The sequence below is a fragment of the Actinomycetota bacterium genome (assembly GCA_028698215.1).
Taxonomy (GTDB): Bacteria; Actinomycetota; Humimicrobiia; order Humimicrobiales; family Humimicrobiaceae; genus Halolacustris.
Genome location: JAQVDY010000022.1, coordinates 1 through 25199 on the forward strand (window position 1 = coordinate 1; position 25199 = coordinate 25199).

Sequence of the window (25199 nt, forward strand, 5' to 3'; positions counted from 1 at the left end):
TTAAAAACGGAAGCAGCAGCCAGCTGAAAGATTTAAGCTTAAAAGAGGTTAAATTTATTGCCGGGGGAAAAGCAGCTCAACTAGTGGGTTTTCAGTAATCTCATCAATAACTATTGCCAGTAAAGATATGGGAAGCTATCCCTTTTTTATCTATATGTTCTTCAAATTGGCTATAGGGAATGCTTACCGTAAATTCTCCGGCAGCATAAGAGGCGACCTGGTAGGGCAGGAATTTAACTATAATCGCTTCTTTGGTAATTAATATATTAGAATAATTTTCCCTGATGGGAGCACTTCCTTCTTTTATCCAGCTAATTTCCGGCAGGAAGTTTTGTTCATCCATCTGCATCTGTATTTTTAGATCCTCAAAACAATAATCTGATAAAAATTTAAGATAATCAAAGCCAGGCCTAAACAGATCATCTAAACCAAAAATTCTGTTGTCATGGAAGCTGTAATTGATGGTATCAAAATATTGCATACCGTGTGCTCCACCGGTGTAGTGGTAAACATAGAATAGGATGGAAGTAAATACCGGATTAAATTCAAGCAGTGAATAATCCACAGAAAGCGAATTACCCAGGGTGCTGCCGTCAGTGCCCAATTCTTGGTTTTGATTAATTATGCTTTTAAAATCACCTATCGCCATTTCTAAGATATCATTAACAATTACATCATTGACTGGGGCCTGGGGGAAGGTTAAAGGTAAAAGTTGGGGATAAAATACTGTGACCTGGTACGGATATGGAGAATGTTGCTCATATAGAGTCTTTCCTACTACCTGGCTATAGCCGGTACTGTTTTTATCTTGGCCATCTAGTTGAAGTGAATCTATCAATGCATCGAAAGTATCATACCATTCCTGTACTGGCCGGGGAGCCTGGCCTCTTACCAGGTCCTGATATAAATTTTGCTGTTGCCCTGTATCCCATTTAGGTACTGAGCTTTGACCTGAGGTGTCATAAGCAAAATAATTTTCCATGGAATCGGTTATCGGTTCTGCCGGCAGGGAAAGTGCAATCTCTACCCGGCATCCCTTAGTAAAGAAAATAGCTTTCCTTTCAAAAGCGGTCAGGTAAGGATTGCCTTTAGAAAAAATTATATATTCCTTTATTTTTATTTGTCCTTTTTCATAAATTTTTTTAGAGGGCTGGAAGGCTAACTGATCTACTAAGCTAAATTCTTCCTGCTGCAGGCTTTCCTTTTCTTCCCTGGCTTTGCTTTTATCTATGATGTTTTCTAGTTTATTTTCCTCTATTACCAGATTAAGTTTATGGTTAGGGTTGCTTATATATTTACTGGAGCTTAAAAAAACTTTATTTTGGGGGTAAATCAAGGAAATACCTGCAATGTCAGAAATATACTCAATAGCGCTGTGGTTTGCAAAATCAGCATTTGTTTTTGATTTGGAATCATTTTCTAAAACCGGGGCTGGTGCTTGAATTTCAGTCCCGGAGCCTATTTTTTGACCATCAGCAGGATCCGGGACTGAAGAAAGAGTGCAATCGGTAATGGTTAATATCAAAGCTAAAACCAATATGGCTACTATAACTGTAAACTTTTTAGGCATTAAGCTTTCCTGTTATAATTTTTTGGTTATTATAGGATGGTTAAAAAATATAATAAAGGGATAGCGGCCGGTAAAATGTACTGCCTGCTTAAGTTATGACGACCATGAGTTTGCCGCTAAGCTTAAATTTTAAGTTTAAACATAATAATTAAATAAGCTACCTTGATTTTAGAAAGCTGGTTTAAAAAAACAGGAAAAAATAAAAATAATTTTTCTAAAATTGAAAATTAGTCTATTATGATTACCAAAACTGGTCTAAGATGTAGACTACGGTAAGGTGTAGCCAAATATTAAAGCAAAGGAAGTATGGCCTATGAAATATATTAAGTTTTTTTTATATATCACCATTGCTTTTTTTCTGTTCTATTTTATAGCTCCCCCACATGTTTATGCTTACCTGGATGCAGGCAGCGGAAGCTATATGATACAAATACTTATTGCCATATTCTTAGGCGGGGCACTAGGCATAAAGGTATTCTGGCGCAGGATTTATGCTTTCTTTAGCAAACCTTCCACAAGGGGAAAGAAAGGTGACCAGTCTCCCAAACAGTAAAATAGAGCCCGCTTCCTTCAGGGATCCCAGTGGTTTTCTATTTACCTATCAAGGTAAAATTTACCGGCAAGTAAACAATTCCTATAAGCAGGATTATGACTTGTTAATGACGTCTGGCCTGTACCAGAAGCTAACAGAACTGGGATTGCTGATTCCTCATCAAGAAGCAGGGATTGCTCCGGCAATCCCCGGTAAAGCTTATAAGATAATTGAACCGGAACCCATACCTTTTATTTCCTACCCCTATGAGTGGTGCTTTGGTCAGCTTAAAGAGGCTGCCCTGGTTACTTTGACCATACAAAAGATAGCAATGGATTATGGTATGACCCTAAAAGATTGCAGTGCCTATAACATACAGTTTAAGGGTTGCAGTCCGGTGTTTATAGATACCTTGTCCTTTGAAAAATACAGGCCAGGGCAGATATGGGTTCCTTACCGGCAGGCCTGCCAGCATTTTATTGCCCCCCTGGCCCTGATGTGTTACAGGGATATTAGGTTAAACCAGCTGCTGAGGATTAATCTGGACGGAATTCCTTTGGATTTAGCCAGTGAATTGCTTCCCTGGAGCACCAGGTTTAATTTTCCCCTGCTGTCCCATATCCACCTTCATGCTAAAAGCCAAAAACATTTTGCCGATAAAAAAGTAGAGGTAGGCAAACGTAAAATAAGCAAATTGGCATTTATGGGGTTAACCGAAAGCCTGCTTTCATTGGTTAAAAAATTAAAAGTAAAAGGATTGGGAACGGAGTGGGCTGATTATTACCAGGATACCAATTATTCTAAAAAAGCATTTAACCATAAACAGAAGATTGTAGAAGACATGCTAATCCCAACCAATTCTGCTACCCTCTGGGATTTTGGAGCCAATGACGGTTTGTTTAGCAGAATAGGAAGCAGTAAAAAGATTTATACTATATCCATGGATATGGATTATGGAGCGGTGGAAAAAAATTATAGCAGAGGCAAGGCAAACAAAGAAGCCTTCATTTTACCCCTGTTAATGGACCTGTCCAACCCTTCGCCAGGAAATGGATGGGAAAATAAAGAAAGAAAATCCCTGGCGGAGAGAGGACCGGCAGATACCATACTGGCCCTGGCCCTAATCCACCACTTGGCTATTTCCAATAATCTGCCTTTGGGTAAAATTGCCTCCCTTTTTAGACATTGCTGCCGTTACCTGATAATCGAATTTGTGCCCAAGGACGACTCCCAGGTAAAAAGGTTATTGGCTACCAGGGAAGATATTTTTTCCAATTATCACCAGCAGGCATTTGAACATGAATTTAGCCAATATTTTATCATTAAAGGGGCAGAGGCTATAGCAGATTCAAAAAGAACTGTATATCTTATGGAAAACAAGGAAACACCGGTATGAGTAAAAAAAACTGGGTGTTTTACCCTTTCTTGCTGGCATTATTTCCCATACTATTCCTATATTCCCAGAATATGGGGCAGGTGGCCTTCAGGGAAGTGCCGATACCTGCAGCCGTTGCTGTGGCCGCTGTGGGCTTGATATTAGTAGTAATATGGCTGATTATCCGTAAAAAACTTAACAAGTCCGCATTAATAACGGCTATATTGGTGGTTTTGTTTTTTTCCTATGGCCATATCTATAATATGCTGGAAGGAAAACAAATAGGACCGCTATTAATAGGAAGGCACCGTTACCTAGCCCTGCTGTGGTTAATATTAGCTGTGATTGGTATTTTTCTGGTAGCTAGAACCCGCATAGATTTAAAAAACATTAACCAGGTTTTAAACATAGTAGCAGTTGGCCTTATATTGGTTTCAATAATAAATATTTCCATATTTAAGATAAAATCCAGCAATGCCAGCTGGGAGTTTGAGCCCAAATCAGGCCAGGAGAGCCAAATCCATACGGATATGGATGTTTACTATATCATATTAGACGGTTATGCTAATTCCACCACGTTGAAAGAAGAATACGGTTATGATAATAGTGAATTTACCCAATATTTGGAGCAGAAAGGCTTCTACCTTGCTTCGGAGAGTGTCAGTAACTACCCCAGCTCCTTTTTATCCATGGCTTCGTCATTGAATATGGAATACATAAACTATTTGGGGGAGCAGCTGGGATACCAGTCTAATGACCGGTCTCTGCCTTATGCCATGATTGAGCAAAACCGGGTAGTTGATTTTTTTAAATCCCATAACTATAAGTATATACATTTTAGTTCAGGATGGGGTCCCACCAACTATAATCAGTATGCTGACCAAAACATTTCTGTTTCCCAGAGCAGGTGGAGTGAGTTCCAGACTCTGCTGATACAAACCACGGCCCTTACTGTTTTTGAAAAAAATTTCTTTAAGGATATTGCCAGGATGAGGGTTATTAACAATTTCGAGCAGCTGTCACGGGTACCGGACCGGGATGGAAATAATTTTGTTTTTGCCCATGTTGTTTGCCCCCATCCCCCCTATATTTTTAACCGGGAAGGAGGACCGGTGCCTGAAACCAGTTTTGATATGAATATATGGGGGCCTGAACAGAAAGATTATTATTTGGATCAGCTCATATATCTAAATCAGGAAATAATGGTATTTGTAGACAGGGTGCTTTCTCAGCCAGAAACGGAACCCATTATTATACTGCAGGCAGACCACGGCCCCAGGAATACCTATGTAGAGGGGCAATATCCCACTGATTCTATGTTCAGGGAAGGAATGAGGATTTTTAATGCCTATTATTTCCCCAGGCAAAACTATGATCTTCTCTATTCTTCCATTACCCCTGTTAACTCTTTCAGGATAGTGTTCAATACTTATTTTGGAACCGATTTTTCCTTGCTGGAAGATAAAAGCTACAATTCCTTTGAAGTTGAACCTTACCGTTTTACTGATATAACGGACATAGTAACCTATAAATAACTCTTTAGACTGCTGTGCTCACTATTACTATAATTTGGCAGGTATTAATTTTAAGGTTTTTGAAAAGAGGGTTCGATAAAAAGGCATTAAAGAAACTTCTGGCATATGGTATAACCAAAATTAACCAGAAACTGTCATTAACCTAATTTGTGTTAATTGAAATATATATGAAATACCTAAAATTTTAAATAAAGGTGTGACTACTGTTTATCCTGTTTAGATTTTTTAGGTATAAGGCTGGACAGGAGGGAAGCGGCAGCAGAAAGGTCTTCCAGGTATTTTTGGTTCTGGGCAGGATCATAGAGGTTTTTGCCCCTCCGGTATTTGGTATCCTCAAAAGAAAGTTTTTTAAATTCAGCCAGCTTACCTTTAAATTCAGCAGGGAGGAGTTTAAGCAGACCTATGGTAGAAACGTGCCAAGCCCTAAACCGGGGATGCCGGGCATCAAAATCCCTTAATTTTTCAACTTCCTTTATTTTGTCTTTAATGCCTTTTATAATTTTTGTATCCATATCCCTATAATATATATAAAACTGAAACAAAGCAAAAAAAATGAGCGGTTTTAGTTAAAAAACCGCTCGAAGGGGAAATGAATTGCTGTTATTGTACAATAATAAAAATATAATTCAAGCAAATAAATTTATTTTTTTTCTATTCCCAACATTTCCAAGAGACGGGGTACATGTTTCTCCCATCCCAGAGCTTGTATATGGATTCCGGCACACACAGGTTTTATCTTATTTATAAGGTCCACTAGGATTTCCAGGCAGGTAGTTACCTTGTCCTGGGATTGTGCCATCTTATCCATAATGGAAGGAGGTACAAAAATACCGGGTACAAACTTGTTCATGTAATTGGCCATTTTATCAGACTTAAGTAATATCACTCCGGCCATTACCGGTACCTCCAACTTTAGCTGGTGAACCCTTTCCATGAATTTTTCAAAAACATCTGCTTCAAAGATAGCCTGGGTTTGGAAAAATTGAGCGCCCATTTCAATTTTCTTTTTCATCTTAATCAGTTGAAGCTCCAATGCAGGTTCAGTATCAGCACCGGGGTTTACCACTGCTCCCTTAAAGAAGGAGGGGCTTCCGTCCAATGGGTTTCCAGCAATATCATAACCCTGTTCCAGCCTGCCGGCTGTCCATAACAGGGAGACTGAATCCAGGTCATTTACCGGTTTGGATTCCGGATGGTCTCCCACTGAAACATGGTCTCCAGTAAGAGCCAGTATATTTCTTATCCCTAATACATAAGCGCTTAGCAAATCGGATTGAAGGGCTAGGCGGTTACGGTCCCTGCAGGTTAACTGAAATATGGGATCCAGCCCCATATCTGTTAATAAGTGGCAGGTAGCCAGGGAACCCAGCCTCATTACTGAGCTTTGGAGATCAGTAACATTTATTCCGTCTACCAGACCTTTGAGCAAGTTTGCAGTATCATAAATTTCTTGTACATTAACTCCCTTGGGAGGTCCTATTTCACAGGTTATGGTAAATTTACCTTCATCCAATGATTTTTGAAAAGTACCTGGTTGGGGAGCATTTTTTTCTGCCATATTTCCTCCACTAAAAGTAAGTAAGTTGCTGATTATTTTAATAGAATTATTTCCTTTTTACAAATTGAAGTCTAATATAAAAGAAGGGACTGCCATTTATATTAAAAACTTTATGAAACCAAAATACCGCATAATTGAAAATTTATCCGATGTGGCTGTAGAGGCCTGGGGGAATAGCCCTGAGGAGCTTTTTGCCTATATGGGCCAGGGAATGTTTGCTGTTATGACCGATAGCAGGATACTGGCCAGGGACAGTTATAAAATAAGCATAAGGGAGGATTGCGGCAGCAGCTATGAAGAGGCCATGGTAGCCTGGTGCAATGAATTGATTTACCAATTTGAAACCAGCAAAGTGTTATTTTCCCGTTTTAACATTAATAAGCTAGCTTTGCAAAAAAATACCCAGATAGAAGCGGAAGTTTGGGGCGAGCCCTTTGACCAAAACAAGCATGAAATTAAGGTAGCCATAAAAGCGGCAACCTACCACCAGCTAAAGATTGAACAAAACGGCCAGTGGCGCTGCCAGCTAATATTTGATATATGAGGTGATTTAAATGAATGACTATAAACTGGAAAAAATAAATGATTACAAATGGATGATACCGAGGCAGCAGGATTTGGGGATGCTTACCGACGGTATAATTTTCGGGGATGAAGATATAATAGAGCATGCGGCCAGGGAAAAAACCTTGGACCAGGTAATAAATGTGGCTACCCTGCCGGGGATAGTGGGGGCTTCCCTGGCTATGCCGGACATACACTATGGATATGGGTTCCCTATAGGGGGAGTGGCAGCCATGGACAGCCAACTGGGAGTTATATCCCCAGGGGGAGTAGGGTTTGATATATCCTGCGGAGTCAGGCTGTACCGTACCGGTTTCGGCTATGATGATTTTAAAAAACATTTGCCGGAACTGATGTCCCGTTTGTCTTTTTCCGTCCCCAAGGGAGTGGGAACGGGAGGTAAAATCAAGTTATCGGCAAAACAGATAAGGAAAGTACTAGGCAAAGGAGCCCTGTGGGCCATAGGCCAGGGTTACGGCCAGGAAGATGATCAGCAGTTTATTGAGGATAATGGTTTTATGGAGGAAGCAGAACCAGACCTGGTTTCTTCCAAGGCTTACCAGAGGGGAAGCGACCAGCTGGGCACCTTGGGTTCCGGTAATCATTTTTTAGAGCTGCAAATGGTAGAGAAGGTCTATGACAGCCAGGCTGCTAGCGTATTTGGACTTCAGGAAGGCCAAATAACAGTGATGATACATTCTGGATCCAGGGGGCTAGGGCACCAGGTGTGCAGTGATTTCCTGCAATTGATGGGTAAGGCTTCTGCTAAGTACAATATAAGGCTGGTGGACCGGCAGTTAGCCTGTGCCCCCTTAAATTCCCCGGAGGGAAGAAGATATTACGGGGCTATGGCTGCTGCTGTAAATTTTGCCTTGGCTAACCGGCAATGCCTGGGCCACTGGGTAACCGAAACTTTTACCAAATACTTTAAGCAGTCTGCTAATGGACTGGGTTTAGGATTGCTCTATGATGTCTCCCATAATATAGCCAAGGTGGAAACCCATTCCTGGAAAGGCAAAAAGATAAGTTTATGCGTGCACCGCAAAGGGGCTACCAGGGCATTAGGCCCGCATCATGAACTGGTATGCCGGCCTTACCGGGAAGTAGGCCAGCCAGTTATAATTCCAGGAGATATGGGAAGATACTCATATGTCCTAAAGGGGACCGAAGCTTCAGAGCATGAAAGCTTTAGCTCCACCTGCCATGGAGCAGGAAGAATGATGAGCAGGACTAAAGCTAAAAAGATGGTACGGGGACAGGATGTAAAAAACTATTTACTGCAAAGACATGGAATCATAGCTATTGCTGACAGTATGGCTAGCCTTGCTGAAGAAGCCCCCCAGGCCTACAAAGACGTAAAAAAGGTAGTGGATATTACCCATAAGGCCGGCTTATCGGAAAAAGTGGCCAGGTTAAAACCATTAGGGGTATTAAAGGGTTAAATAGGGTACCAAATCAATAATTCTAATTTTATGCTTTCTATTCCCACTAATCATAAAATTATAGTAAAATTTAGAAAGAATGCTATAATTAATTAAATTTATTAAAAATATTTTAAATTTTGTAAAATAATTAAAAAAATTTGTTTTTTTACCAATTTTGTAAAAAAATTTCAGATTGCGAGGGATTATTATGAGGGGAATAGATATTCTAACCGAATTTTCTCAAAAAGCGGGCAACAAAATCGACCCGACTAAAATAAAGATAGATGATACTACATTAAGGGATGGCGAGCAGACAGCAGGAGTAGTTTTTGCTAATGACGAAAAGATCCAAATTGCCAAGATGCTGGACAAAATAGGGGTACAGCAGCTGGAATCAGGCATTCCTGCCATGGGAGGAGATGAAAAGGAAGCAATAAAAAGTATTGCCTCCCTGGGCCTTAACTGCAGTATTTTAGGCTGGAATAGGGCGGTTAAGTCTGATATAGACGCATCTATTGAGTGTGGGGTGGATGCTGTAGCCATATCCATATCTTCTTCAGACATACATATTGAGCATAAGCTGAGAAAAAGCAGGGAATGGGTATTGGAAAGCATCAAGAAAAGTGTGGACTATGCCAAGGGACATAATCTATATGTTTCAGTAAATGCAGAGGATGCTTCACGGTCAGATATGGAATTCCTGCTGCAGTTTGCCAGAACAGCCAGGGATGCTGGAGCAGACCGCCTAAGATATTGCGATACACTGGGAATACTGGATCCATTCGATACTTTCATGAGGGTGAAAAATATTATAGACATTATAGGTATTGAAGTAGAGATGCACACCCATAATGATTTCGGCATGGCCATTGCCAATGCTATTGCTGGAATAAAGGCGGGAGCCACCTATGTTAATACTACCATTAATGGTTTGGGAGAAAGAGCCGGGAATGCAGCTTTTGAAGAATTAATAATGGCCTTAAAATATATTGAAAATGTGGATCTGGGTTTTAATACTACATTACTGAGATCCCTTTCAGAATATGTGGCTAATGCCTCCAGCAGGGTTTTACCTACCTGGAAACCCATAGTGGGGGGAAACCTGTTTGTATATGAAGGGGAAAACAAGGCGGCAGCAGTATTAAAAGACCCTAGTACTTTTGAGCTGTTCTCGGCAGAAGATGTGGGTTTGGAAAGAAAAATCATAGTAGGAAAATATTCTGGAATAGCATCCCTTACCGCCAAGCTAAAATCCCTGGGTTATTCTATTGAAGAAGCCCAGGCCAAAGAGCTGGTAGAGATATTAAGGGAGAAAGCGGTAGCATTAAAAAGATCGCTTTTTGATAGTGAAATCATAGATACCTATAAGTCATTTATAGGGAAGAAAGACAAATCCTCAAAAAAAGGAGGTAAGTAAGCCATGGTTATGAAGAAAGAAAAACGTCAGGTAAACATAATTGATACTACTTTAAGAAACGGGGAACAGACAGCAGGAGTTGTTTTTTCCAAACATGAAAAAATAAGAATTGCTAAAATGCTGGACGAAATAGGCATTACTGAAATTGAAGTGGGTACCCCTGCCTTAGGTGCCCTGGAAAGGGACATTATTAAATCCATAGTGGACCTAAACTTAAAAGCCAAGGTTTTTGCCTATTGCCAGCCTTTTGTAGAAGATGTGGAGCTGGCTGCCCAGACTGGCATAAAAAATGTAATATTAAATATATCCACTTCCGACATACATATTAAAAATAAATATAATAAGAACAAGACTTGGGTGGTTAACCGCCTTAAGGAAGTTATAAGAGTGGCTAAAAAGAATGATATGAATTTTATAGTAAGTGCAGAGGATGCCACCAGGACTGACCTGGAATTCATATTAAAAATACTTCAAATTGCTAAAAAGAGGGGAGCTTACAGGTTCAGGATTTGTGATACAGTCAGTAAACTGGATCCTTTCAGGACTTTTCTATACATAAACAGCATAGCCAATTCCATTAATTTTCCCCTGGAAGTCTACAATCACAATGATTTTGGAATGGCTACCGCTAATGGCATGGCCGCCACCAGGGCAGGTGCTTCCAGCATAGTGGTTTCAGTAGGGGGTTTAGGTGAAGGTACCGGAAATGCTGCCTTAGAAGAAATAGTAATGGCCTTAAGATATTTGGAAAATTTGGAGCTGGGAATTGCCACCATAAGGTTTAGGGAGGTTGCTGAATATGTAGCTAAAGCTTCTGCTAGGGCTATACCGGTATGGAAAGCCATAGTAGGAACCAATGTTTTTGCCCATGAGTCTGGAATACATGCCGATGGGGTAATAAAAAATCCTAAAAATTATGAGGTGTTTAATCCCAGCGAAGTGGGATTGACCAGGCAGCTGGTAGTAGGGAAACATTCTGGCTCCCATACCATATTGCATAAATTCAAAGAGTTCGGCATAGATTTGACAGACAAGGAAGCCAATGATTTACTGGCCCTGTATAGGGAAATGGCAGTAGACTTAAAGAGGACACTGTTTGACAAGGAGCTTATGTATATTTATATGGATTATGCCAAGGAAAAGGAAGAAAGAGAAAAAGCTGAATCAGTTAGCAATGAGTAGAAAGGAATAGAGTTGCAAAAGACAATAGCAGAAAAAATAATTTCGTCCCATGCTGCATCAGAGGTTAAAGCTGGAGATATTGCAGTAGTGGATGTGGATGTGGTCATGGCTCAGGATGGGACTGGTCCTCTGGCTGTAAGCCAGATTGAAAAAATGGGCTTTAACCAGGTCAAGAAACCTTCCTCATCCATATTATTTATAGATCATGCCGCTCCCAGCCCCCGTAAGGAGTTATCAAACGCACAAATGGTAATGCGGAAATTTGCGGATAAGACCGGTGTTCAACTTAGTGAAATAGGGCAGGGAGTATGTCATCAGATACTGGTAGAAGATTATGTATGCCCCAATGACATAGTCATAGGCGCAGACTCTCACACCTGTACTTCCGGTGCCCTGGCTGCTTTTTCTACCGGTATGGGATCAACTGATATAGCAGTGGGGTTTGCACTGGCTAAAACCTGGCTGATGGTTCCTCACACCATTAAGGTTGATATAAAAGGGGAACCTGGAAAGGGAGTTTTTGCCAAGGATTTAATAATCTACATAATAGGCAAGATTACCTCTGATGGGGCAACCTATAAGGCTTTAGAATTTGGAGGCCCAGCAGCCAGCCATATGAGCATGGATGACCGGTTTACTGTGTCTAATATGGCTGTGGAAGCAGGGGCTAAAACCGGTCTTTTTGCTTCTGATAATATTACCAAACAGTACCTGCAAAGCGTTCAAAGAGGCAATTGCTTTAAGCATGTCTTTGCTGATGAGGGTGCTGCCTATGAAAAGGTGATAGAAGTGGATTACTCTGCTATTTCTCCTATGGTATCCCTGCCGCATACCGTAGATAATGTAGCGGCAGTGGATGAGCTGGAACCTATAAAAATAAATCAGGTTTTTATAGGTACCTGTACCAACGGTAGACTAAGTGACTTGGCCTTGGCGGCCAATATACTAAAAGGGAAAAAGGTAGCCAAGGGAGTAAGGCTGATTGTGGTACCAGCGTCCAGGAAGGTTTATCTAGATGCCATGGAGAAGGGTATATTAAAAGATTTAACTGAAAGCGGTGCAGCTATCATGGCCCCAGGCTGCGGGCCCTGCGTAGGGGTGCATCAGGGTATTTTGGGAGATGGTGAGGTTTGCCTGTCTACCCAAAACAGGAATTTCAAAGGTCGAATGGGGAATCCTGACTCATTTATTTATCTTAGCTCTCCAGCTACCGCTGCCTGGAGCGCGGTTAAAGGTTATATTGCTGATCCCAGGGAGGTGTTATAGATATGAAAGATAATATACTGGAAGGAAGAAGCTTCAAGTTTGGGGATGATATATCTACCGACCTTATAGCTCCGGGAAGACTATTTCATTTAAGGTCTGATTTACCCCAGTTGGCCAAGCATGTATTAGAAGATGCAGATCCTGATTTTGCCAAGAAGGTCAAGCCTGGCGATTTTGTAGTGGGAGGGCGTAATTTTGGCCTGGGATCCAGCCGGGAACATGCTCCTACCATTATTAAACTGGCAGGAGTGGGAGCTGTTTTAGCCAAATCATTCGCCCGGATATTTTTTAGGAACTGCATTAATGTGGGACTGCCGGCCTTAATCTGTGATACGGACCAGATAGAAGAAGGGGACAAATTAAGGATTGACTTATCCCAGGGAGTCATTCACAACCTGGATAAGGGGATTGACATAAAGTTCAATCCTTTACCCCCAGTCATGATAAAAATATTATCAGACGGAGGATTAACTGAACATATAATTAAGAATAAGGGGTTTAACCTATGAGACACAAAATAACTTTAATACCGGGTGATGGTACCGGTCCAGAAATTACCGAAGCTACAGTAAAAGTAATTGAAGCTACTGGTGTGGATATTCAATGGGATGAAGTTAATGCTGGAGCGGAAGTTTATGAAAGTGAAGGGACAGTCCTTCCCCAGAGGGTGATTGATTCACTGCAGAAAAATAAAGTGGGTATAAAGGGACCCATAACCACTCCTGTAGGGACAGGGTTTAGAAGTGTTAATGTAGCTATGAGAAAGCTGTTTAATTTATATGCCTGTGTCAGGCCCTGCAAAAGCTATGAGGGGGTAAGGAGTAAATATAAGGATATAGACCTGGTAATAATAAGGGAAAATACTGAAGACCTATATGCTGGAATTGAATTTGAAAAGGATGATGCAAAGACCTTGGAACTTATAGATTTTATAAAGGCAAAAAAAGATATACAAATAAAAAAAGACAGCGGTATTTCCATAAAACCCATATCTGTAACCGGTAGTAGAAATATTATAAAATTTGCTTTTGAATATGCCAGGAAAAATAACCGTAAGAAGGTTACAGGGGTACATAAAGCCAATATCATGAAATACACTGACGGCTTATACCTTGATATATTCAGGGAAGTAGCAGCCCTGTATCCGGATATAGAAGCAGAAGACCGCATTGTGGATAATATGTGCATGCAGCTGGTTCAGAAACCCGAGCTTTATGATGTATTGGTGCTTCCCAACCTGTACGGAGACATCTTATCTGATTTAGCAGCCGGGCTGATAGGGGGACTGGGTGTTGCTCCCGGTGGAAATATTGGCGATGAGATTGCTTTATTTGAGCCTACTCACGGCAGCGCTCCCAAGTATAAAGGTAAGAATAAAATAAATCCTACCGCCATGATGCTGTCCGGAGTGCTTATGCTCAAGCATATTGGCGAGCCAGAGCGTGCCCAGCTTCTGGAGTCAGCTATAGCATCCAATATCGCAGAGGGTAAATATGTAACCTATGACTTTAAACAGGACCGGGATGATCCCACTGCTGTTGGCACCAGGGAATATGCAGATGCAATAGTGGAAAAGATTAAAATAATGAAATAATAATTTAAGCCAATAGAAGCTAAAAAATTGGTTTCTATTGGCTTATTAACTAGCTTTGTTTTGGTTCAAACAGGAGGAAGATCATGAAAAGTTACCGGAAAGAGTTGTTTTTTGATACAAACCAGAGGAGACAGCTGATAAATATAACCAACCAGATAGAAAGTTGTCTGGCTGAAAGCGGGATAAAGGAAGGCTTGCTTCTGTGTAATGCTATGCATATTACCGCCAGTGTATTTATAAATGATGACGAATCAGGCTTGCACCATGATTTTGAAGTTTGGCTGGAAAAACTTGCCCCTGAAAAACCATACAGCCAGTATAGGCACAATGGTTATGAGGATAATGCCGACGCTCACCTAAAACGAAGCATAATGGGAAGAGAAGTAGTAGTGGCGGTAACTGAAGGCCGCCTGGACTTCGGTCCCTGGGAGCAGATATTTTATGGTGAGTTTGACGGTAAGCGAAGAAAAAGGGTATTGGTAAAGATAATTGGAGAATAGGTTATTTAAGCCTGTTTTCTTAAAGCGGCAGGGGTAATCTTTTTTTCTGCCAGGGTCAATATAACTTCCGTAGCTAGGGAAATCAACATAACCGGGATTATTCCGTATATGATTTTTTTGACATTGAAGCTGGCTAATCCTTCAAATACCAGTTTACCTAATCCTCCGCTGCCAATTATGGCAGTTAAAACAGCAATACCATTGGTAAGTATAGCTGCAAACTTAATGCCGGCGAACATGGGCGGATAAGCATGGGGAAACCTGATAACTTTTAGTATTTGAAAGTTGGTAAGCCCTATCCCTTTGGCAGCTTCCAGATAAGCTGCGTCTACATTTTTAAGTCCTATATAAGTATTCTTGATGATTGGAAGCAAAGCCCTGAATAATATGGCCACTATGGCCGGCCTAAACCCTATGCCCATCAGGGGCACTACCAGGGCTACTACCGCAAAACTGGGAATAGCTTCAACCAGGTTAGCTAAGGTAATTATTACTACTGCCAATTTACGGTTATAAAGGGAAGCTACCGCTAGGGCTATACCTGCCAATATGCTTATGGCCAATGATCCGTAAGCAAGTGCCAAATGTTCTGCGGTAAGGGTTAAAATTTTACTAAACATTTCCATAATGATACCTTTTTTTCAGCAGTTTTTCCCCTAAAGCCCCTATTCCGTCAAAAATTAAAGCGATAAGGCCCACCCATATACCGGTAAATAGTATTAAAGGTTTATCATAGAGATGGATACCGGTTTGAAGGGGTGCCCCCAATCCGCCAGCAGCAATTAATCCCCCCAAAGTAATAACCCCGATAGTAAACACAACGGCAATTCTTATCCCCCCTGCAATTAACGGCAGGGCCAAGGGTATCCTGATTTTTATCAAGATATCTTTGCCGCTTAAACCAACAGCTTTCCCGGTTTCAATATAATCTTTTCCAATATTGGCCAGCCCCGAATAGGTATTTCTGGCAATAGGAAGGACAGAATACAGAATACAGGCCACAACGGTGGGCAGTTTTCCTAAACCCAGCAGGGGCAGCAGTAATACAAGTAAGGCCAGGGTTGGTATAACCTGGATGAGGTTTAATATATTAAATACGGTATTGGATATTTTCTTATTGGTGTATAGAACTATCCCTATCCCAATTCCTAAAAAAATGGAAAAAATCATGGCCAGCCCAAACATGCTTAAATGCTCCAGGGTACGTAATCCCAGTTTATGCATATCCCATAATTGGAATATTTCTGACAGCATCTAAACCAGCTCCAAAAGAAGTTTATCAGCAGTTATGATACCCATTGGCTGGCTATCCTGGGTTACCATAGCCAGGGTCAGCCCTTCTTGCTTTAATTCACTAATAGCTTCAGACAAAGGCCTGTAAGGGTTAAATTGCTTAATAGTTTCTGCAGCCTGTCCCAGATTTTTAGCCTTCAAATTGCATATTTGATTAAGGTAAGCTACTCCCTTAAATTTGTTATCTTTTAGTATTACCGCTAATTCTATATTAGACTGCCTCATTATTTCCGTTGCCTGTTCAGCGCTTGTATCTTCATCGAAAAGGTATTTTTTTTCCAGGGGAATCATCAGGTCTTTTACAGATAGGTTATCCATATGGAGAAATTTTTTATGGGAGCTTACCAGGTCGGAAACAAATTGATTCTTAGGCTCCAGTATGAGCTGGTTCGGCTTTCCTTCCTGGACCAGGCAGGCCTTGTCCATAATAGCTATCCGGTCTCCTAATTTAAAGGCTTCCTCTATATCATGGGTAACGAATACTATGGTTCTGCTCAGTTTTTGCTTTAGGTTTAAAAATTCTATTTGCAGCTGTTTGCGTAGAATAGGGTCTAAAGCCCCAAAAGGTTCATCCATTAATAGAAGGTAAGGGTCTTTAGCCATGGCCCGGGCCAGCCCCACTCTCTGCTGTTGACCCCCACTTAATTGATGGGGAAACCGTTGGGAAAAATCTTGGGGAAGATCTACCAATTTTAGCAGTTCTGCCACCCTGGATTTTATTTTTTCAGCATCCCAGCCTTCGATTTTAGGGATAAGGGCTATATTGTCCTGTATGTTTAAATGTGGCAGCAAGCCTATCTGCTGTATCACATAACCTATATTTCTTCTTAATTGTACCGGATTATAATTCATTACATTATGGCCGTTTATGGTTACTGTACCCTTATCCGGTTCAACCAGCCTGTTAATGGTTTTAAGGGCAGTAGTCTTGCCTGATCCGCTGGGCCCTATGAGTATTACCAGCTGTCCGCCTTCAATCTCCAAGTTAAAGTCTTTAAGGGCTGTGGAAGAGCCGTATTTTTTGGTAAGGCCCTGCATGGAAATAGATTGAATTTTTCCAAAGATTTTTTCTTCCATGTTAAATCAAGTATTTTATATCGCTAGTGTCACTGGGGTAGGTTAATATAGTTTCTTTTATCTGTCCGGAACTTAAATTGTGCTTTAAAGCCATGGAAAAAAGGTTAATAAGATCTTCCGCCTGGGGATAAAGAACATGGGCTCCCAGCAGCTTACCGGTATTTGCCTCTTTTATTATTTTAATAGCGGTATGCTTTAATCCCAAACGCCTGCTGTTATACCAGTTTGAAGTATCTGTAAAATCTGTTTCATACTGCCAGCCCTGTTGTTTTGCCCTTTCTTCACCCAATCCCACTGAGGCTAAGGGGGGCAGAGTAAAGACCACTGAGGGGACCACCGAGTAATCCATTTTTTTGCTATTTCCATTTATAATATTAAAGGCTGCTGTTTTTCCTTCCATAGAGGCGACCGGTGTTAGGGGAGGGCTGGATTGTACGCAATCCCCCGCTGCATAAATATGGGGACTGCTAATACTCTGCATGTAGGGGTTCACTATTATAGCATCCCCATATTTAACTTCTGCTTGTTCCAGCCTTAATTGGTCTATATCTGCAATTCTTCCCGCTCCATGTACGACCAAGTCGCATTGGCAAGTTCTTTTATCAGTTACAACTATGGTCTTGCTGCCATTCTTTTTAATTTCTTTGGCTGGTGAGCCTGGAATAAATTTTATATTGGCTTCTTTAGTAATTTGAAGCAGTTTTTCTACCAGGTCCGGGTCAAATACAGGCAGGGGGTTATAATCATTATGGATTATGGTAATATCTATGCCAGCGGTGGCGGCTATGTGGGCCAGCTCAAAAGAAATAAACCCTCCCCCAATAAACAACAGGGATCCAGGAAGTTCGGCAGTTTCTAAAAACTGTTCACTGGTAATGGCATATTGTTGTCCTTCTATGCCCAAAGGCCTAGGTTTAGCCCCGGTGGCAATCAGTATTTTATCTGCCTTAAGAGTATGGGATCCCACCTGCAGGTGGTGGGGGCTGCTAAAATAGGCAGCACCCTCTATAACCTCAATTCCAGCTTTAACAAAAGCATCCTTTCTTTTAGCAGGAAAGGGTTGGGTAAAAGTCCTTTTAAACTTAATAAGGGAGGACCAATCAGTTTTTATCCGGCCTTCAAACAAGGAATCAATATTATGGGAGTAGCGTACCAGTTGAGCTGCCCCCCACAAAATTTTTTTAGGATCACAGCCTTTGTTGGGGCAGGTTCCTCCCCACAGATCTTTTTCTATCACTGCTACTTTCAAGCCATTTTTGCTGCATTCGAAAGCAGCAGCAGTAGCAGCCACGCCACTGCCAATTATAGCAACATCAAATAAGCTGTTCATTTCCCTCCCTTAATTTATAAGGCCTTGTGCCAGTAGATAATCCCTGGCAATATCCTTAGCTTCCCTTTGCTCTACGTCATACTGGTAGTTTAGCTGCCTCATAGTATCGGTATCAATTTTATTTTCCAGTTTTAGTAAAGCTTCCATTGCCTGGCTATTTTCCATCAGGCCGCGGTTAACCAGCACAATGGCATCATATGGTATCAAGGCATTTTTATCATCTTCTAAAAACATTAATTCAAAACGGTCTATACGGGTATCAGTAGTATATCCTGAAATGGCATCCACGTTCCCGTTTTTTATGGCTTCATACATCAAGGTAGGTTCCATCTGGGCTGTTTGGCCGAAGGTAATTCCGTAGACTTCTTCCAGCTGGGGCAGGCCGTCAGGCCTGGTAGCAAATTCCGGGTCAGTGCCTATGGTTAATTGTCCTGCCAGACCGCCTAGCTGGCTGATGGTGCTCATGCTGTTCTGCAGGGCCCATTTTCGGGGACAGCAATACCGTAATTGTCTTGAAAGCCAATATTTACTGCGATATGTATATCATCTTTTTCCATCATTCCTGCTTCTGATTCAGTGTATACTATCTCAGGGTCCCAGGTTTTTTTCTGAGGTAAATCCAGTATAACGCTGTAGGCAGTACCGGTATATTCCACATAAGCATCAATCTGGCCTTGTTTTAAGGCTTCATAATTAATGGAACTTCCGCCCAGTCCTTCCTGTACCTCAGCTTCAATGCCTTCCTCATCCAGCAAAAGGGCAATCATATGGGCCAAAATATATTGTTCGTTGAAAGGTTTGGATCCGATTACTACTTTCTGGCTGGCACAGGATGATGAAAGTAGAATAAATACTATTAATAAAATTAAAGAAAGGGCTATAATAAATTTCTTCCTGCCGTGCATGGCCTTGGCTTCCTTTCCCTTTATTGCAATTAATAGTTACTTTATCACCAAAACCCTAAAGTACTCAATCAAGTTTTTATTAGCTTATTTAAACTTCCAATTGGTCAAAATATTTTCCCGGTCAAATACTTTTATAGCCAGTTTTAGCAGTAGGGGACAAGTTATCAGAAGCACCACACACCCTAGGAGCAGATACAGGTAATTTATTAAGAACAATCCAGCAATCTGCAAACCTATCAGTAAATAAATGGGGAATATAATGGTGCTCCCTATACCCTGGGCTGACCTTATATCAGTAGTTTTAGAGGAAAATATTATACTGATGATGGTAATAATAAAGGAAATAGTGGGGCTTAAAATCAAGGCGGTTACTACCCATTCCAGGTTAGGAAGGGGTATAATCTGGGCTTTAAGGTAGGCCAGTATATTTATGTTTATGCTTAAAACAATGAAATTGATGGTAGAAATTACAAATGAAGGTATCATACTGGTAAGGGTTTTTCCCAGCAGCAGCTCACTGGTTTTAATGGGGGTAGCCAGCAGCGGCTCCAAGGTCCTGGAATCCTTTTCCATAATAATAGAAGCGGGAGCAATAAGGCTAGGTACCATGGCTGGGATAAGCAGCAAAAATATAGTAAACTGCTTAACCATAAAGCCTATCATAGCAGTAGTAATGTCTACCTGCTCCCCAAATATCTTGGCAGTAAAATCTGATATTTCAGAATCCTGGGTAAAATCCATGAACAGCATCAAGCCCAAGGGCAGAAAGACAGAAAAGATTAAGCTAACCATTAAGGTGGGAGCCCAAATGCTTTTGTTTCTAATTACTTCCTTAATTTCTTTTTTAAAAATTAAAAGGGCATTATTCATTTCTTTCCTGCTTTATTAGGTTAAGGTAAATTTCTTCCAGGCTTTCCTTTATTTCATTAAAGTACACTATTTGTGCTCCATCCTGGATCAGCTGCTTAATTATATTGGCATTAGTCTGCTCCGGCTTTTCAAGGTCAAGTATCAGCTTATTCTCTTTAGCTTCTACCTCAATTACTCCCGGTATGCTTCTTACTGATAGCTGGAAAGGGCCAGCTGGTTGGGCTAAAATAATTTCTGCTTTTCTTATTTTTTGATCTTTTTGAAGTTCATCCAAAGAGGCGACCTTAATGATCTCTTTATTTATAATACACACTCTGTCAGAGAGGCTGGAAGCTTCATTTAAATTGTGCGTACATAGAAAAACAGTAGTATTTTCATTTTTTAAAGAATAAATAAAATCCCTTACCATATGGGCGCTTTCCGGATCCAGCCCTGAGGTTGGTTCATCTAAAAAAAGTATCTTAGGCTGATGGACCAGGGCCCGGGCCAATGCTAGTTTCTGCTTCATGCCCTTGGAAAAAGTAACCACCAGTTCATCCTTTCTGGACCATAGCTTAAACATCTTAAGCAATTTTTCTATCTGGGCATCCTTTTGGGCTGCCGCCATATGGTAAAAGGAAGCAAAATAGGACAAATTCTCATAGGCAGAAATCTTTTCATACATTCCAGGGGTTTCGGTAAGTATCCCTATTATGGACCGGATATAAGTGCTGTCCTGTTGGGGGGAACGGCCATCAATGGTTATGTCTCCACTGGTGGGGGCCATAAGGGTAGAAAGCATTCTTATGGTAGTGGTTTTACCTGCGCCATTGGGGCCTAAAAAGCCAAATATTTCACCTTCACCTACCTTAAACGAAATATTATTAACAGCCAGAAAACCATTAAATTTTTTAGTTAGATTATCTGCAGTTATCATAACCAGGCCCGATACTATATTTGTCACCGTCAAATAGGTATAATAATTAATATTTAAATATTAGTAAAGAAGAAAACATTGAAAAAGAACATAGATGTGCTGGTTATAGATAATTATGATTCATTTACTTATAACCTGGTGCAGTACCTTGGATGCTTAAAGCAGAACATAAAGGTGATTAGAAATGACAAGGTTACTATTAGCCAGATAGAACAATTAAAACCTTCCAGGATCCTAATATCCCCCGGCCCTGGCAGGCCTAAAGATGGTGGAATATCCAAACAGGTTATAGAAGAATTTTACCAAAAGGTTCCCATACTGGGAGTTTGTCTGGGCCATCAGTGCATAGGTGAAGTATTTGGGGCTAAGGTCATTAACTCCAGCCAGGTAGTGCATGGGAAAACCAGCCTAATATATCACGATGGTTTAACCGTTTATAGTAGGGTACGCAATCCTTTCCGGGCAGCCAGGTACCACTCCCTGATAGTAGATATCTCTACCATCACCCCTCCCTTGACTATTTCTGCCCAAACCGAAGAGGGAATAGTCATGGGAATAAGACACTGCCAATATCCTTTAGAGGGAATACAATTTCATCCTGAATCATTTTTAACCAGGCAGGGAATGAAAATCTTAAAGAACTTCCTTAAACTATGAGTATAACTACTGTATTTAAAAGACTTAATATAAAAATAAGCCCACAAGATTTTTTCTATAATATTGAAAACAGGGGACCATTAATTTTTTTGGACAGCAGCCTCCCTTCCCCCTATTCCTGTTTTTCCTATCTGGGGTGGGATCCTTTAATGGTGTTTAGCAGTTACGGGGACAAGAACTTGTTTGTTTCAGAGTGCAAGTTAGATTTCATGCCTGGCCAGCATCCTTTAAAGTCCTTAGACCGTTTGCTTAAGACTGTAGGGGAGCAAAGAGAGAAAAATTTTTTCTGGGCTGGCAATAATAAAATAAAAAAAATAGGCAAATTAGGTCACCTTCCTTTATTTAAAGGAGGTTTTATGGGCTATTTTGCCTATGAGTTAAAAAACTATATTGAAAAGTTGCCCCAGACTGCTGCAGATGATTATAAAATGCCCTTAATTTATTTGATATTTCCACGTAAAGTAGCTGCTTTTAATCACAAAAATAAGCAGTGGAATTATATAAGGATATTTGAGAATAACAACCTGGGAAAAATAAAGGATGTAATAGGCCAAGAATCTAAGAAACTGGAAGAAATGATAAACAGCAGGCAAAGTGGCTATAAGATGATTTTAGAAAAGTATAAGGGCTTGGATCTAAAAAATTCTGTGATGCAGTCAAACTTTTTAAAAGATAATTATAAGTCTGTAGTAAATAGGGCAAAGGAATACATAAAACAGGGGGATATATACCAGGTAAATCTAAGCCAGAGGTTCAAATATAGCGCTGATATAGAGCCCAAGGATTTTTATTATATTTTAAGAAGAATAAATCCGGCTCCCTTTTCAGCCTTGGTTAAAGCTGATGATTTTTATATTGCCAGCTCTTCTCCTGAAAGATTCCTTTTTAGCCAAAACAATCATATTCAAACCAGACCCATAAAGGGCACCAGGCCCAGGGGTAAAAACGCAAGGGAAGATAAAAGATATAAGCTACAGTTAAAAAACAGCATGAAAGACAGGGCAGAGTTAAATATGATTGTTGACCTGGAAAGGAATGATTTAGGAAAATTTTGTGATTATGGCAGTGTAAAGATAATGGCCCATGCAGTAATTGAGAAGTATGCGCAGGTTATGCACTCAGTATCTACCGTATGCGGAAAAGTGAAAGAAAATACAAGTTTTGTAGATATACTAAAGGCCACCTTTCCCGGCGGATCTATTAGCGGAGCTCCCAAAATTAGGGCAATGCAAATTATAGATCAATTAGAACCCTGTCAAAGAGGGGTATATACCGGTAGTATAGGATATATTTCTCTAGATGGTTGTTTTGATTTCAATATAGCGATAAGAACCATTATAATTAAAGGTAAGGATTATTATTACAATGTTGGTGGAGGAATTGTAGCTGACTCTGATGCAGAAAGTGAATACCAGGAGACCTTGGATAAGGGCCGGGCTATTGAGCAGGCATTTGATTTTTTTAAAATTGACTGCAGCGGAAAGAGAAATTTATGGCCTTAAAAATTATGTTGAACAATAAATTTTATACCTTACAGGAAGCAGCCATTCCAGTTATGGACAGGGGCTTTCTTTTTGGGGATGGAATATTTGAGACCATGAAAAGTAGTGGGGGTAAAGTTTATGCCCTGGAGAAACACCTAAGCCGGTGGCAGATGGCTATGGATGATTTATGCTATGGTCATAAAATAAATCCAGATGATATCAAAAAGGCCATTAGCTCGACCCTGGAAAAAAATGGATTGCAGGCCAAAAAAGCCTATATTAAACTTATAGCTACCAGGGGAAGGTTTAAGGGTGAACTAAATTTCTCTTTGGTGGCTAAACCTAATATATTGATAATAACAAAGCCTCTTAAACCTTACCCTGTTCAGTATTATAGGCAGGGAGTAAAAATAATAAAATCTGAAGTAACCAGGCCTGCTTATGGCGGTATTGCTTACCGTTATAAGCTGATAAATTATTTTGAGAATATATATGCTAAGAATGAAGCTGTGGGGAAGCAAGCCCAAGAGGCAATATTTTTAACGGAGAAGGGTACAGTTCTAGAAGGAGCTACCAGCAATATATTTATGGTAAAAAACCAACAGGTTTATACTACGCCTCTTACTTATAATATTCTGCCTGGCATAACCAGGCAGATGGTTATAGAGGAATGCAGGCATCACCATATTAAGCTAAGGGAGAAAAAATTTAGTTTTCCAGACCTGGTTGCTGCTGATGAAATTTTTATAACTAACTCCATAATGGATGTCATGCCAGTTACTTCAATTGAAAATTTTTCGGTTGGTAATAAAACTGTAGGACCCATTAGTAGTTTGATGGCCTCTTTATTTACCAACCAATACCCAGAGTAATTATCTCTTTGGTTTTTTGCATCAACTATATTATTATTATTTAAAATAATATGGAAAGGAAAATGATGGACATATATCAAGAAGCATTAGTTATGCATAGGAAATACAGGGGTAAGATAGATGTAATAAGCAAGGTAGCCACCAAGGATGAGCACGATCTTGCCCTGGCTTATTCACCGGGGGTAGCTGAACCCTGCCGGGAAATAGCCAAAGATCCCTCTCTACTTAACACCTATACCGCCCGGGCCAATATGATAGCGGTGGTAAGCGATGGGTCTGCGGTTTTAGGCCTGGGCAATATTGGGGCCAGGGCATCATTGCCGGTAATGGAAGGCAAATGCGTGCTGTTCCGTAATTTCGGCGGTGTTTCTGCTTTTCCGATTTGTATCGAAAGCCAGGATACAGACACCATAGTAAATACGGTAAAACTGCTGGAGCCTTCTTTTGCGGGTATAAACCTGGAAGATATTTCAGCGCCCCGCTGTTTTGAAATAGAGGAAAGGCTTAAGGCAGAGACAGGAATGCTTACCTTCCATGATGACCAGCACGGAACCGCTATTGTGACCTTGGCCGGCCTGTTTAATGCCCTGAAGGTATATGGCAAGAAACTGGCAGAGATAAATATTGTACTTAGCGGCGCGGGAGCGGCCGGTACTTCCATAGTGTATCTGCTCAATCACCTGGGGGCCAAGAGGCTAAAGGTCTGTGATTCCAAAGGCATGCTGGCGCCCTCCCGCCAGGACCTAAATCCCTATAAGGCTAAAATAGCAGAGCTTACCAATGCTGAAGATATTACCGGGGACCTGGCCCTAGCCCTGCAGGATGCCGATGTATTTATAGGGGTATCTGCTGCCGACATACTGACCGAAGATATGGTAAGGAGCATGGCGGATAAGCCCATTATCTTCGCCATGGCTAATCCCGAACCGGAAATTTCTCCAGCACTGGCAGCTAAATGCGGGGTAGAGATAATGGCTACCGGAAGAAGCGACTATCCCAACCAGGTCAATAATGTACTGGCTTTTCCCGGAATATTCAGGGGTGCGCTGGATGCACAGGCTAAAGAGATCAACATGGAAATGAAAGTGGCTGCGGCCAGGGCTATTGCCGGCATTATTAAGGATGAACTTTCAACCGATTATATAATTCCCAAGCCCTTTGATCCCAGGGTGTTGCCAGCGGTAGCAGTAAGCGTAGCCAAGGCGGCAGTAGAAACTGGCTATGCTCCCCCGGATGTAGACCTGGATCTTATTGAAGGAAAGGCAAAGGACTTGATAG

General features: G+C 40.9%; 26 protein-coding genes. 15 read left to right on the forward strand and 11 right to left on the reverse strand.

Features of this window, described 5'->3' with window-relative positions; translation table 11 throughout:
- Positions 1-103: 103 nt before the first annotated feature.
- Positions 104-1570 (reverse strand): DUF3298 domain-containing protein, encoded by a 1467-nt coding sequence (locus PHN32_06850; protein MDD3777306.1) that lies wholly within the window; start codon positions 1568-1570, stop codon positions 104-106.
- A gap of 313 nt (positions 1571-1883) precedes the next feature.
- Between PHN32_06850 and PHN32_06855 the strand changes: the two genes are divergently transcribed.
- Genes PHN32_06855 through PHN32_06865 form a run of 3 tightly spaced genes read left to right on the forward strand, consistent with a single transcriptional unit; the run spans position 1884 to position 5012 of the window.
- On the forward strand, positions 1884-2123 hold the full coding sequence (locus tag PHN32_06855) for a hypothetical protein (GenBank protein MDD3777307.1): 240 nt from the start codon (positions 1884-1886) through the stop codon (positions 2121-2123).
- Complete coding sequence (locus PHN32_06860) at positions 2101-3498, forward strand: SAM-dependent methyltransferase (protein MDD3777308.1); 1398 nt, start codon at positions 2101-2103, stop codon at positions 3496-3498. The genes PHN32_06855 and PHN32_06860 overlap by 23 nt, the downstream gene beginning before the upstream one ends.
- A complete protein-coding gene (locus PHN32_06865) occupies positions 3495-5012 on the forward strand; it encodes a hypothetical protein (protein ID MDD3777309.1) in 1518 nt (505 codons plus the stop codon). Before PHN32_06860 ends, PHN32_06865 begins: the two co-directional genes overlap by 4 nt.
- A 200-nt stretch (positions 5013-5212) precedes the next feature.
- Here PHN32_06865 and PHN32_06870 read toward each other — a convergent pair whose 3' ends face one another.
- Together PHN32_06870 and PHN32_06875 are read right to left on the reverse strand one after the other, a co-directional pair.
- Positions 5213-5524, reverse strand: a complete 312-nt coding sequence (locus PHN32_06870) for a hypothetical protein (GenBank protein MDD3777310.1) — start codon at positions 5522-5524, stop codon at positions 5213-5215.
- A gap of 128 nt (positions 5525-5652) precedes the next feature.
- Positions 5653-6570, reverse strand: coding sequence for a methylenetetrahydrofolate reductase (locus tag PHN32_06875; protein ID MDD3777311.1), 918 nt, complete (start codon positions 6568-6570; stop codon positions 5653-5655).
- A gap of 112 nt (positions 6571-6682) precedes the next feature.
- On the opposite strand from PHN32_06875, the gene PHN32_06880 reads away from it, so the two are divergent.
- From PHN32_06880 to PHN32_06915, 8 genes are all read left to right on the forward strand, one after another.
- Complete coding sequence (locus PHN32_06880) at positions 6683-7114, forward strand: archease (protein ID MDD3777312.1); 432 nt, start codon at positions 6683-6685, stop codon at positions 7112-7114.
- A gap of 10 nt (positions 7115-7124) precedes the next feature.
- Positions 7125-8576, forward strand: coding sequence for an RtcB family protein (locus PHN32_06885; protein ID MDD3777313.1), 1452 nt, complete (start codon positions 7125-7127; stop codon positions 8574-8576).
- Positions 8577-8766: 190 nt separating this feature from the next.
- Positions 8767-9975: a homocitrate synthase gene (gene nifV, locus PHN32_06890; GenBank protein ID MDD3777314.1), complete on the forward strand. Its 1209-nt coding sequence runs from the start codon at positions 8767-8769 to the stop codon at positions 9973-9975.
- 3 nt (positions 9976-9978) lie between these two features.
- Entirely contained in the window at positions 9979-11157 is a 1179-nt protein-coding gene (locus PHN32_06895; GenBank protein ID MDD3777315.1) for a homocitrate synthase family protein, read from the forward strand.
- Positions 11158-11169: 12 nt separating this feature from the next.
- A complete protein-coding gene (locus tag PHN32_06900) occupies positions 11170-12423 on the forward strand; it encodes a 3-isopropylmalate dehydratase large subunit (GenBank protein ID MDD3777316.1) in 1254 nt (417 codons plus the stop codon).
- A gap of 2 nt (positions 12424-12425) precedes the next feature.
- A complete protein-coding gene (locus tag PHN32_06905; GenBank protein MDD3777317.1) occupies positions 12426-12932 on the forward strand; it encodes a 3-isopropylmalate dehydratase small subunit in 507 nt (168 codons plus the stop codon).
- Positions 12929-14017 (forward strand): isocitrate/isopropylmalate dehydrogenase family protein, encoded by a 1089-nt coding sequence (locus PHN32_06910; GenBank protein ID MDD3777318.1) that lies wholly within the window; start codon positions 12929-12931, stop codon positions 14015-14017. Before PHN32_06905 ends, PHN32_06910 begins: the two co-directional genes overlap by 4 nt.
- An 83-nt stretch (positions 14018-14100) precedes the next feature.
- Entirely contained in the window at positions 14101-14517 is a 417-nt protein-coding gene (locus PHN32_06915) for a secondary thiamine-phosphate synthase enzyme YjbQ (protein MDD3777319.1), read from the forward strand.
- Positions 14518-14522: 5 nt separating this feature from the next.
- Here PHN32_06915 and PHN32_06920 read toward each other — a convergent pair whose 3' ends face one another.
- From PHN32_06920 to PHN32_06955, 8 genes are all read right to left on the reverse strand, one after another.
- Positions 14523-15143 carry an ABC transporter permease gene (locus PHN32_06920; protein MDD3777320.1) on the reverse strand — a complete coding sequence of 207 codons (621 nt, stop codon included), beginning with the start codon at positions 15141-15143 and terminating at the stop codon, positions 14523-14525.
- On the reverse strand, positions 15130-15771 hold the full coding sequence (locus tag PHN32_06925) for an ABC transporter permease (GenBank protein MDD3777321.1): 642 nt from the start codon (positions 15769-15771) through the stop codon (positions 15130-15132). The genes PHN32_06920 and PHN32_06925 overlap by 14 nt, the downstream gene beginning before the upstream one ends.
- Positions 15772-16887: a betaine/proline/choline family ABC transporter ATP-binding protein gene (locus PHN32_06930; GenBank protein MDD3777322.1), complete on the reverse strand. Its 1116-nt coding sequence runs from the start codon at positions 16885-16887 to the stop codon at positions 15772-15774. It abuts the gene before it with no gap.
- A 1-nt stretch (position 16888) separates the two neighbouring features.
- A complete protein-coding gene (locus tag PHN32_06935) occupies positions 16889-18217 on the reverse strand; it encodes an NAD(P)/FAD-dependent oxidoreductase (GenBank protein ID MDD3777323.1) in 1329 nt (442 codons plus the stop codon).
- A 9-nt stretch (positions 18218-18226) separates the two neighbouring features.
- Complete coding sequence (locus PHN32_06940; GenBank protein ID MDD3777324.1) at positions 18227-18682, reverse strand: glycine betaine ABC transporter substrate-binding protein; 456 nt, start codon at positions 18680-18682, stop codon at positions 18227-18229.
- Positions 18679-19122 carry a glycine betaine ABC transporter substrate-binding protein gene (locus tag PHN32_06945; GenBank protein ID MDD3777325.1) on the reverse strand — a complete coding sequence of 148 codons (444 nt, stop codon included), beginning with the start codon at positions 19120-19122 and terminating at the stop codon, positions 18679-18681. Before PHN32_06945 ends, PHN32_06940 begins: the two co-directional genes overlap by 4 nt.
- 84 nt (positions 19123-19206) lie before the next feature.
- A complete protein-coding gene (locus PHN32_06950; GenBank protein ID MDD3777326.1) occupies positions 19207-19992 on the reverse strand; it encodes an ABC transporter permease subunit in 786 nt (261 codons plus the stop codon).
- Positions 19985-20908 carry an ABC transporter ATP-binding protein gene (locus PHN32_06955; protein MDD3777327.1) on the reverse strand — a complete coding sequence of 308 codons (924 nt, stop codon included), beginning with the start codon at positions 20906-20908 and terminating at the stop codon, positions 19985-19987. The genes PHN32_06950 and PHN32_06955 overlap by 8 nt, the downstream gene beginning before the upstream one ends.
- A 78-nt stretch (positions 20909-20986) precedes the next feature.
- Here PHN32_06955 and PHN32_06960 point away from each other — a divergent pair, with 78 nt between their 5' ends.
- From PHN32_06960 to PHN32_06975, 4 genes are all read left to right on the forward strand, one after another.
- Entirely contained in the window at positions 20987-21565 is a 579-nt protein-coding gene (locus PHN32_06960) for an aminodeoxychorismate/anthranilate synthase component II (GenBank protein MDD3777328.1), read from the forward strand.
- Positions 21562-23067 (forward strand): aminodeoxychorismate synthase component I, encoded by a 1506-nt coding sequence (pabB, locus tag PHN32_06965; GenBank protein MDD3777329.1) that lies wholly within the window; start codon positions 21562-21564, stop codon positions 23065-23067. Before PHN32_06960 ends, pabB begins: the two co-directional genes overlap by 4 nt.
- Positions 23058-23921 carry an aminotransferase class IV gene (locus PHN32_06970; protein ID MDD3777330.1) on the forward strand — a complete coding sequence of 288 codons (864 nt, stop codon included), beginning with the start codon at positions 23058-23060 and terminating at the stop codon, positions 23919-23921. Before pabB ends, PHN32_06970 begins: the two co-directional genes overlap by 10 nt.
- 62 nt (positions 23922-23983) lie before the next feature.
- Positions 23984-25199 (forward strand): NAD-dependent malic enzyme (locus PHN32_06975; GenBank protein ID MDD3777331.1); only part of this gene is annotated, 1216 nt, incomplete at its 3' end.

Bases quoted from the DNA above. Each gene is read 5' to 3' on its own strand.
- PHN32_06850 (MDD3777306.1), bottom strand. From the start codon at position 1,570: ATGCCTAAAAAGTTTACAGTTATAGTAGCCATATTGGTTTTAGCTTTG.
- PHN32_06855 (MDD3777307.1), top strand. From the start codon at position 1,884: ATGAAATATATTAAGTTTTTTTTATATATCACCATTGCTTTTTTTCTG.
- PHN32_06865 (MDD3777309.1), top strand. From the start codon at position 3,495: ATGAGTAAAAAAAACTGGGTGTTTTACCCTTTCTTGCTGGCATTATTT.
- PHN32_06870 (MDD3777310.1), bottom strand. From the start codon at position 5,524: ATGGATACAAAAATTATAAAAGGCATTAAAGACAAAATAAAGGAAGTT.
- PHN32_06875 (MDD3777311.1), bottom strand. From the start codon at position 6,570: ATGGCAGAAAAAAATGCTCCCCAACCAGGTACTTTTCAAAAATCATTG.
- PHN32_06880 (MDD3777312.1), top strand. From the start codon at position 6,683: ATGAAACCAAAATACCGCATAATTGAAAATTTATCCGATGTGGCTGTA.
- PHN32_06885 (MDD3777313.1), top strand. From the start codon at position 7,125: ATGAATGACTATAAACTGGAAAAAATAAATGATTACAAATGGATGATA.
- nifV (MDD3777314.1), top strand. From the start codon at position 8,767: ATGAGGGGAATAGATATTCTAACCGAATTTTCTCAAAAAGCGGGCAAC.
- PHN32_06895 (MDD3777315.1), top strand. From the start codon at position 9,979: ATGGTTATGAAGAAAGAAAAACGTCAGGTAAACATAATTGATACTACT.
- PHN32_06905 (MDD3777317.1), top strand. From the start codon at position 12,426: ATGAAAGATAATATACTGGAAGGAAGAAGCTTCAAGTTTGGGGATGAT.
- PHN32_06910 (MDD3777318.1), top strand. From the start codon at position 12,929: ATGAGACACAAAATAACTTTAATACCGGGTGATGGTACCGGTCCAGAA.
- PHN32_06915 (MDD3777319.1), top strand. From the start codon at position 14,101: ATGAAAAGTTACCGGAAAGAGTTGTTTTTTGATACAAACCAGAGGAGA.
- PHN32_06920 (MDD3777320.1), bottom strand. From the start codon at position 15,143: ATGGAAATGTTTAGTAAAATTTTAACCCTTACCGCAGAACATTTGGCA.
- PHN32_06925 (MDD3777321.1), bottom strand. From the start codon at position 15,771: ATGCTGTCAGAAATATTCCAATTATGGGATATGCATAAACTGGGATTA.
- PHN32_06930 (MDD3777322.1), bottom strand. From the start codon at position 16,887: ATGGAAGAAAAAATCTTTGGAAAAATTCAATCTATTTCCATGCAGGGC.
- PHN32_06935 (MDD3777323.1), bottom strand. From the start codon at position 18,217: ATGAACAGCTTATTTGATGTTGCTATAATTGGCAGTGGCGTGGCTGCT.
- PHN32_06940 (MDD3777324.1), bottom strand. From the start codon at position 18,682: ATGAGCACCATCAGCCAGCTAGGCGGTCTGGCAGGACAATTAACCATA.
- PHN32_06945 (MDD3777325.1), bottom strand. From the start codon at position 19,122: ATGCACGGCAGGAAGAAATTTATTATAGCCCTTTCTTTAATTTTATTA.
- PHN32_06950 (MDD3777326.1), bottom strand. From the start codon at position 19,992: ATGAATAATGCCCTTTTAATTTTTAAAAAAGAAATTAAGGAAGTAATT.
- PHN32_06955 (MDD3777327.1), bottom strand. From the start codon at position 20,908: ATGATAACTGCAGATAATCTAACTAAAAAATTTAATGGTTTTCTGGCT.
- pabB (MDD3777329.1), top strand. From the start codon at position 21,562: ATGAGTATAACTACTGTATTTAAAAGACTTAATATAAAAATAAGCCCA.
- PHN32_06970 (MDD3777330.1), top strand. From the start codon at position 23,058: ATGGCCTTAAAAATTATGTTGAACAATAAATTTTATACCTTACAGGAA.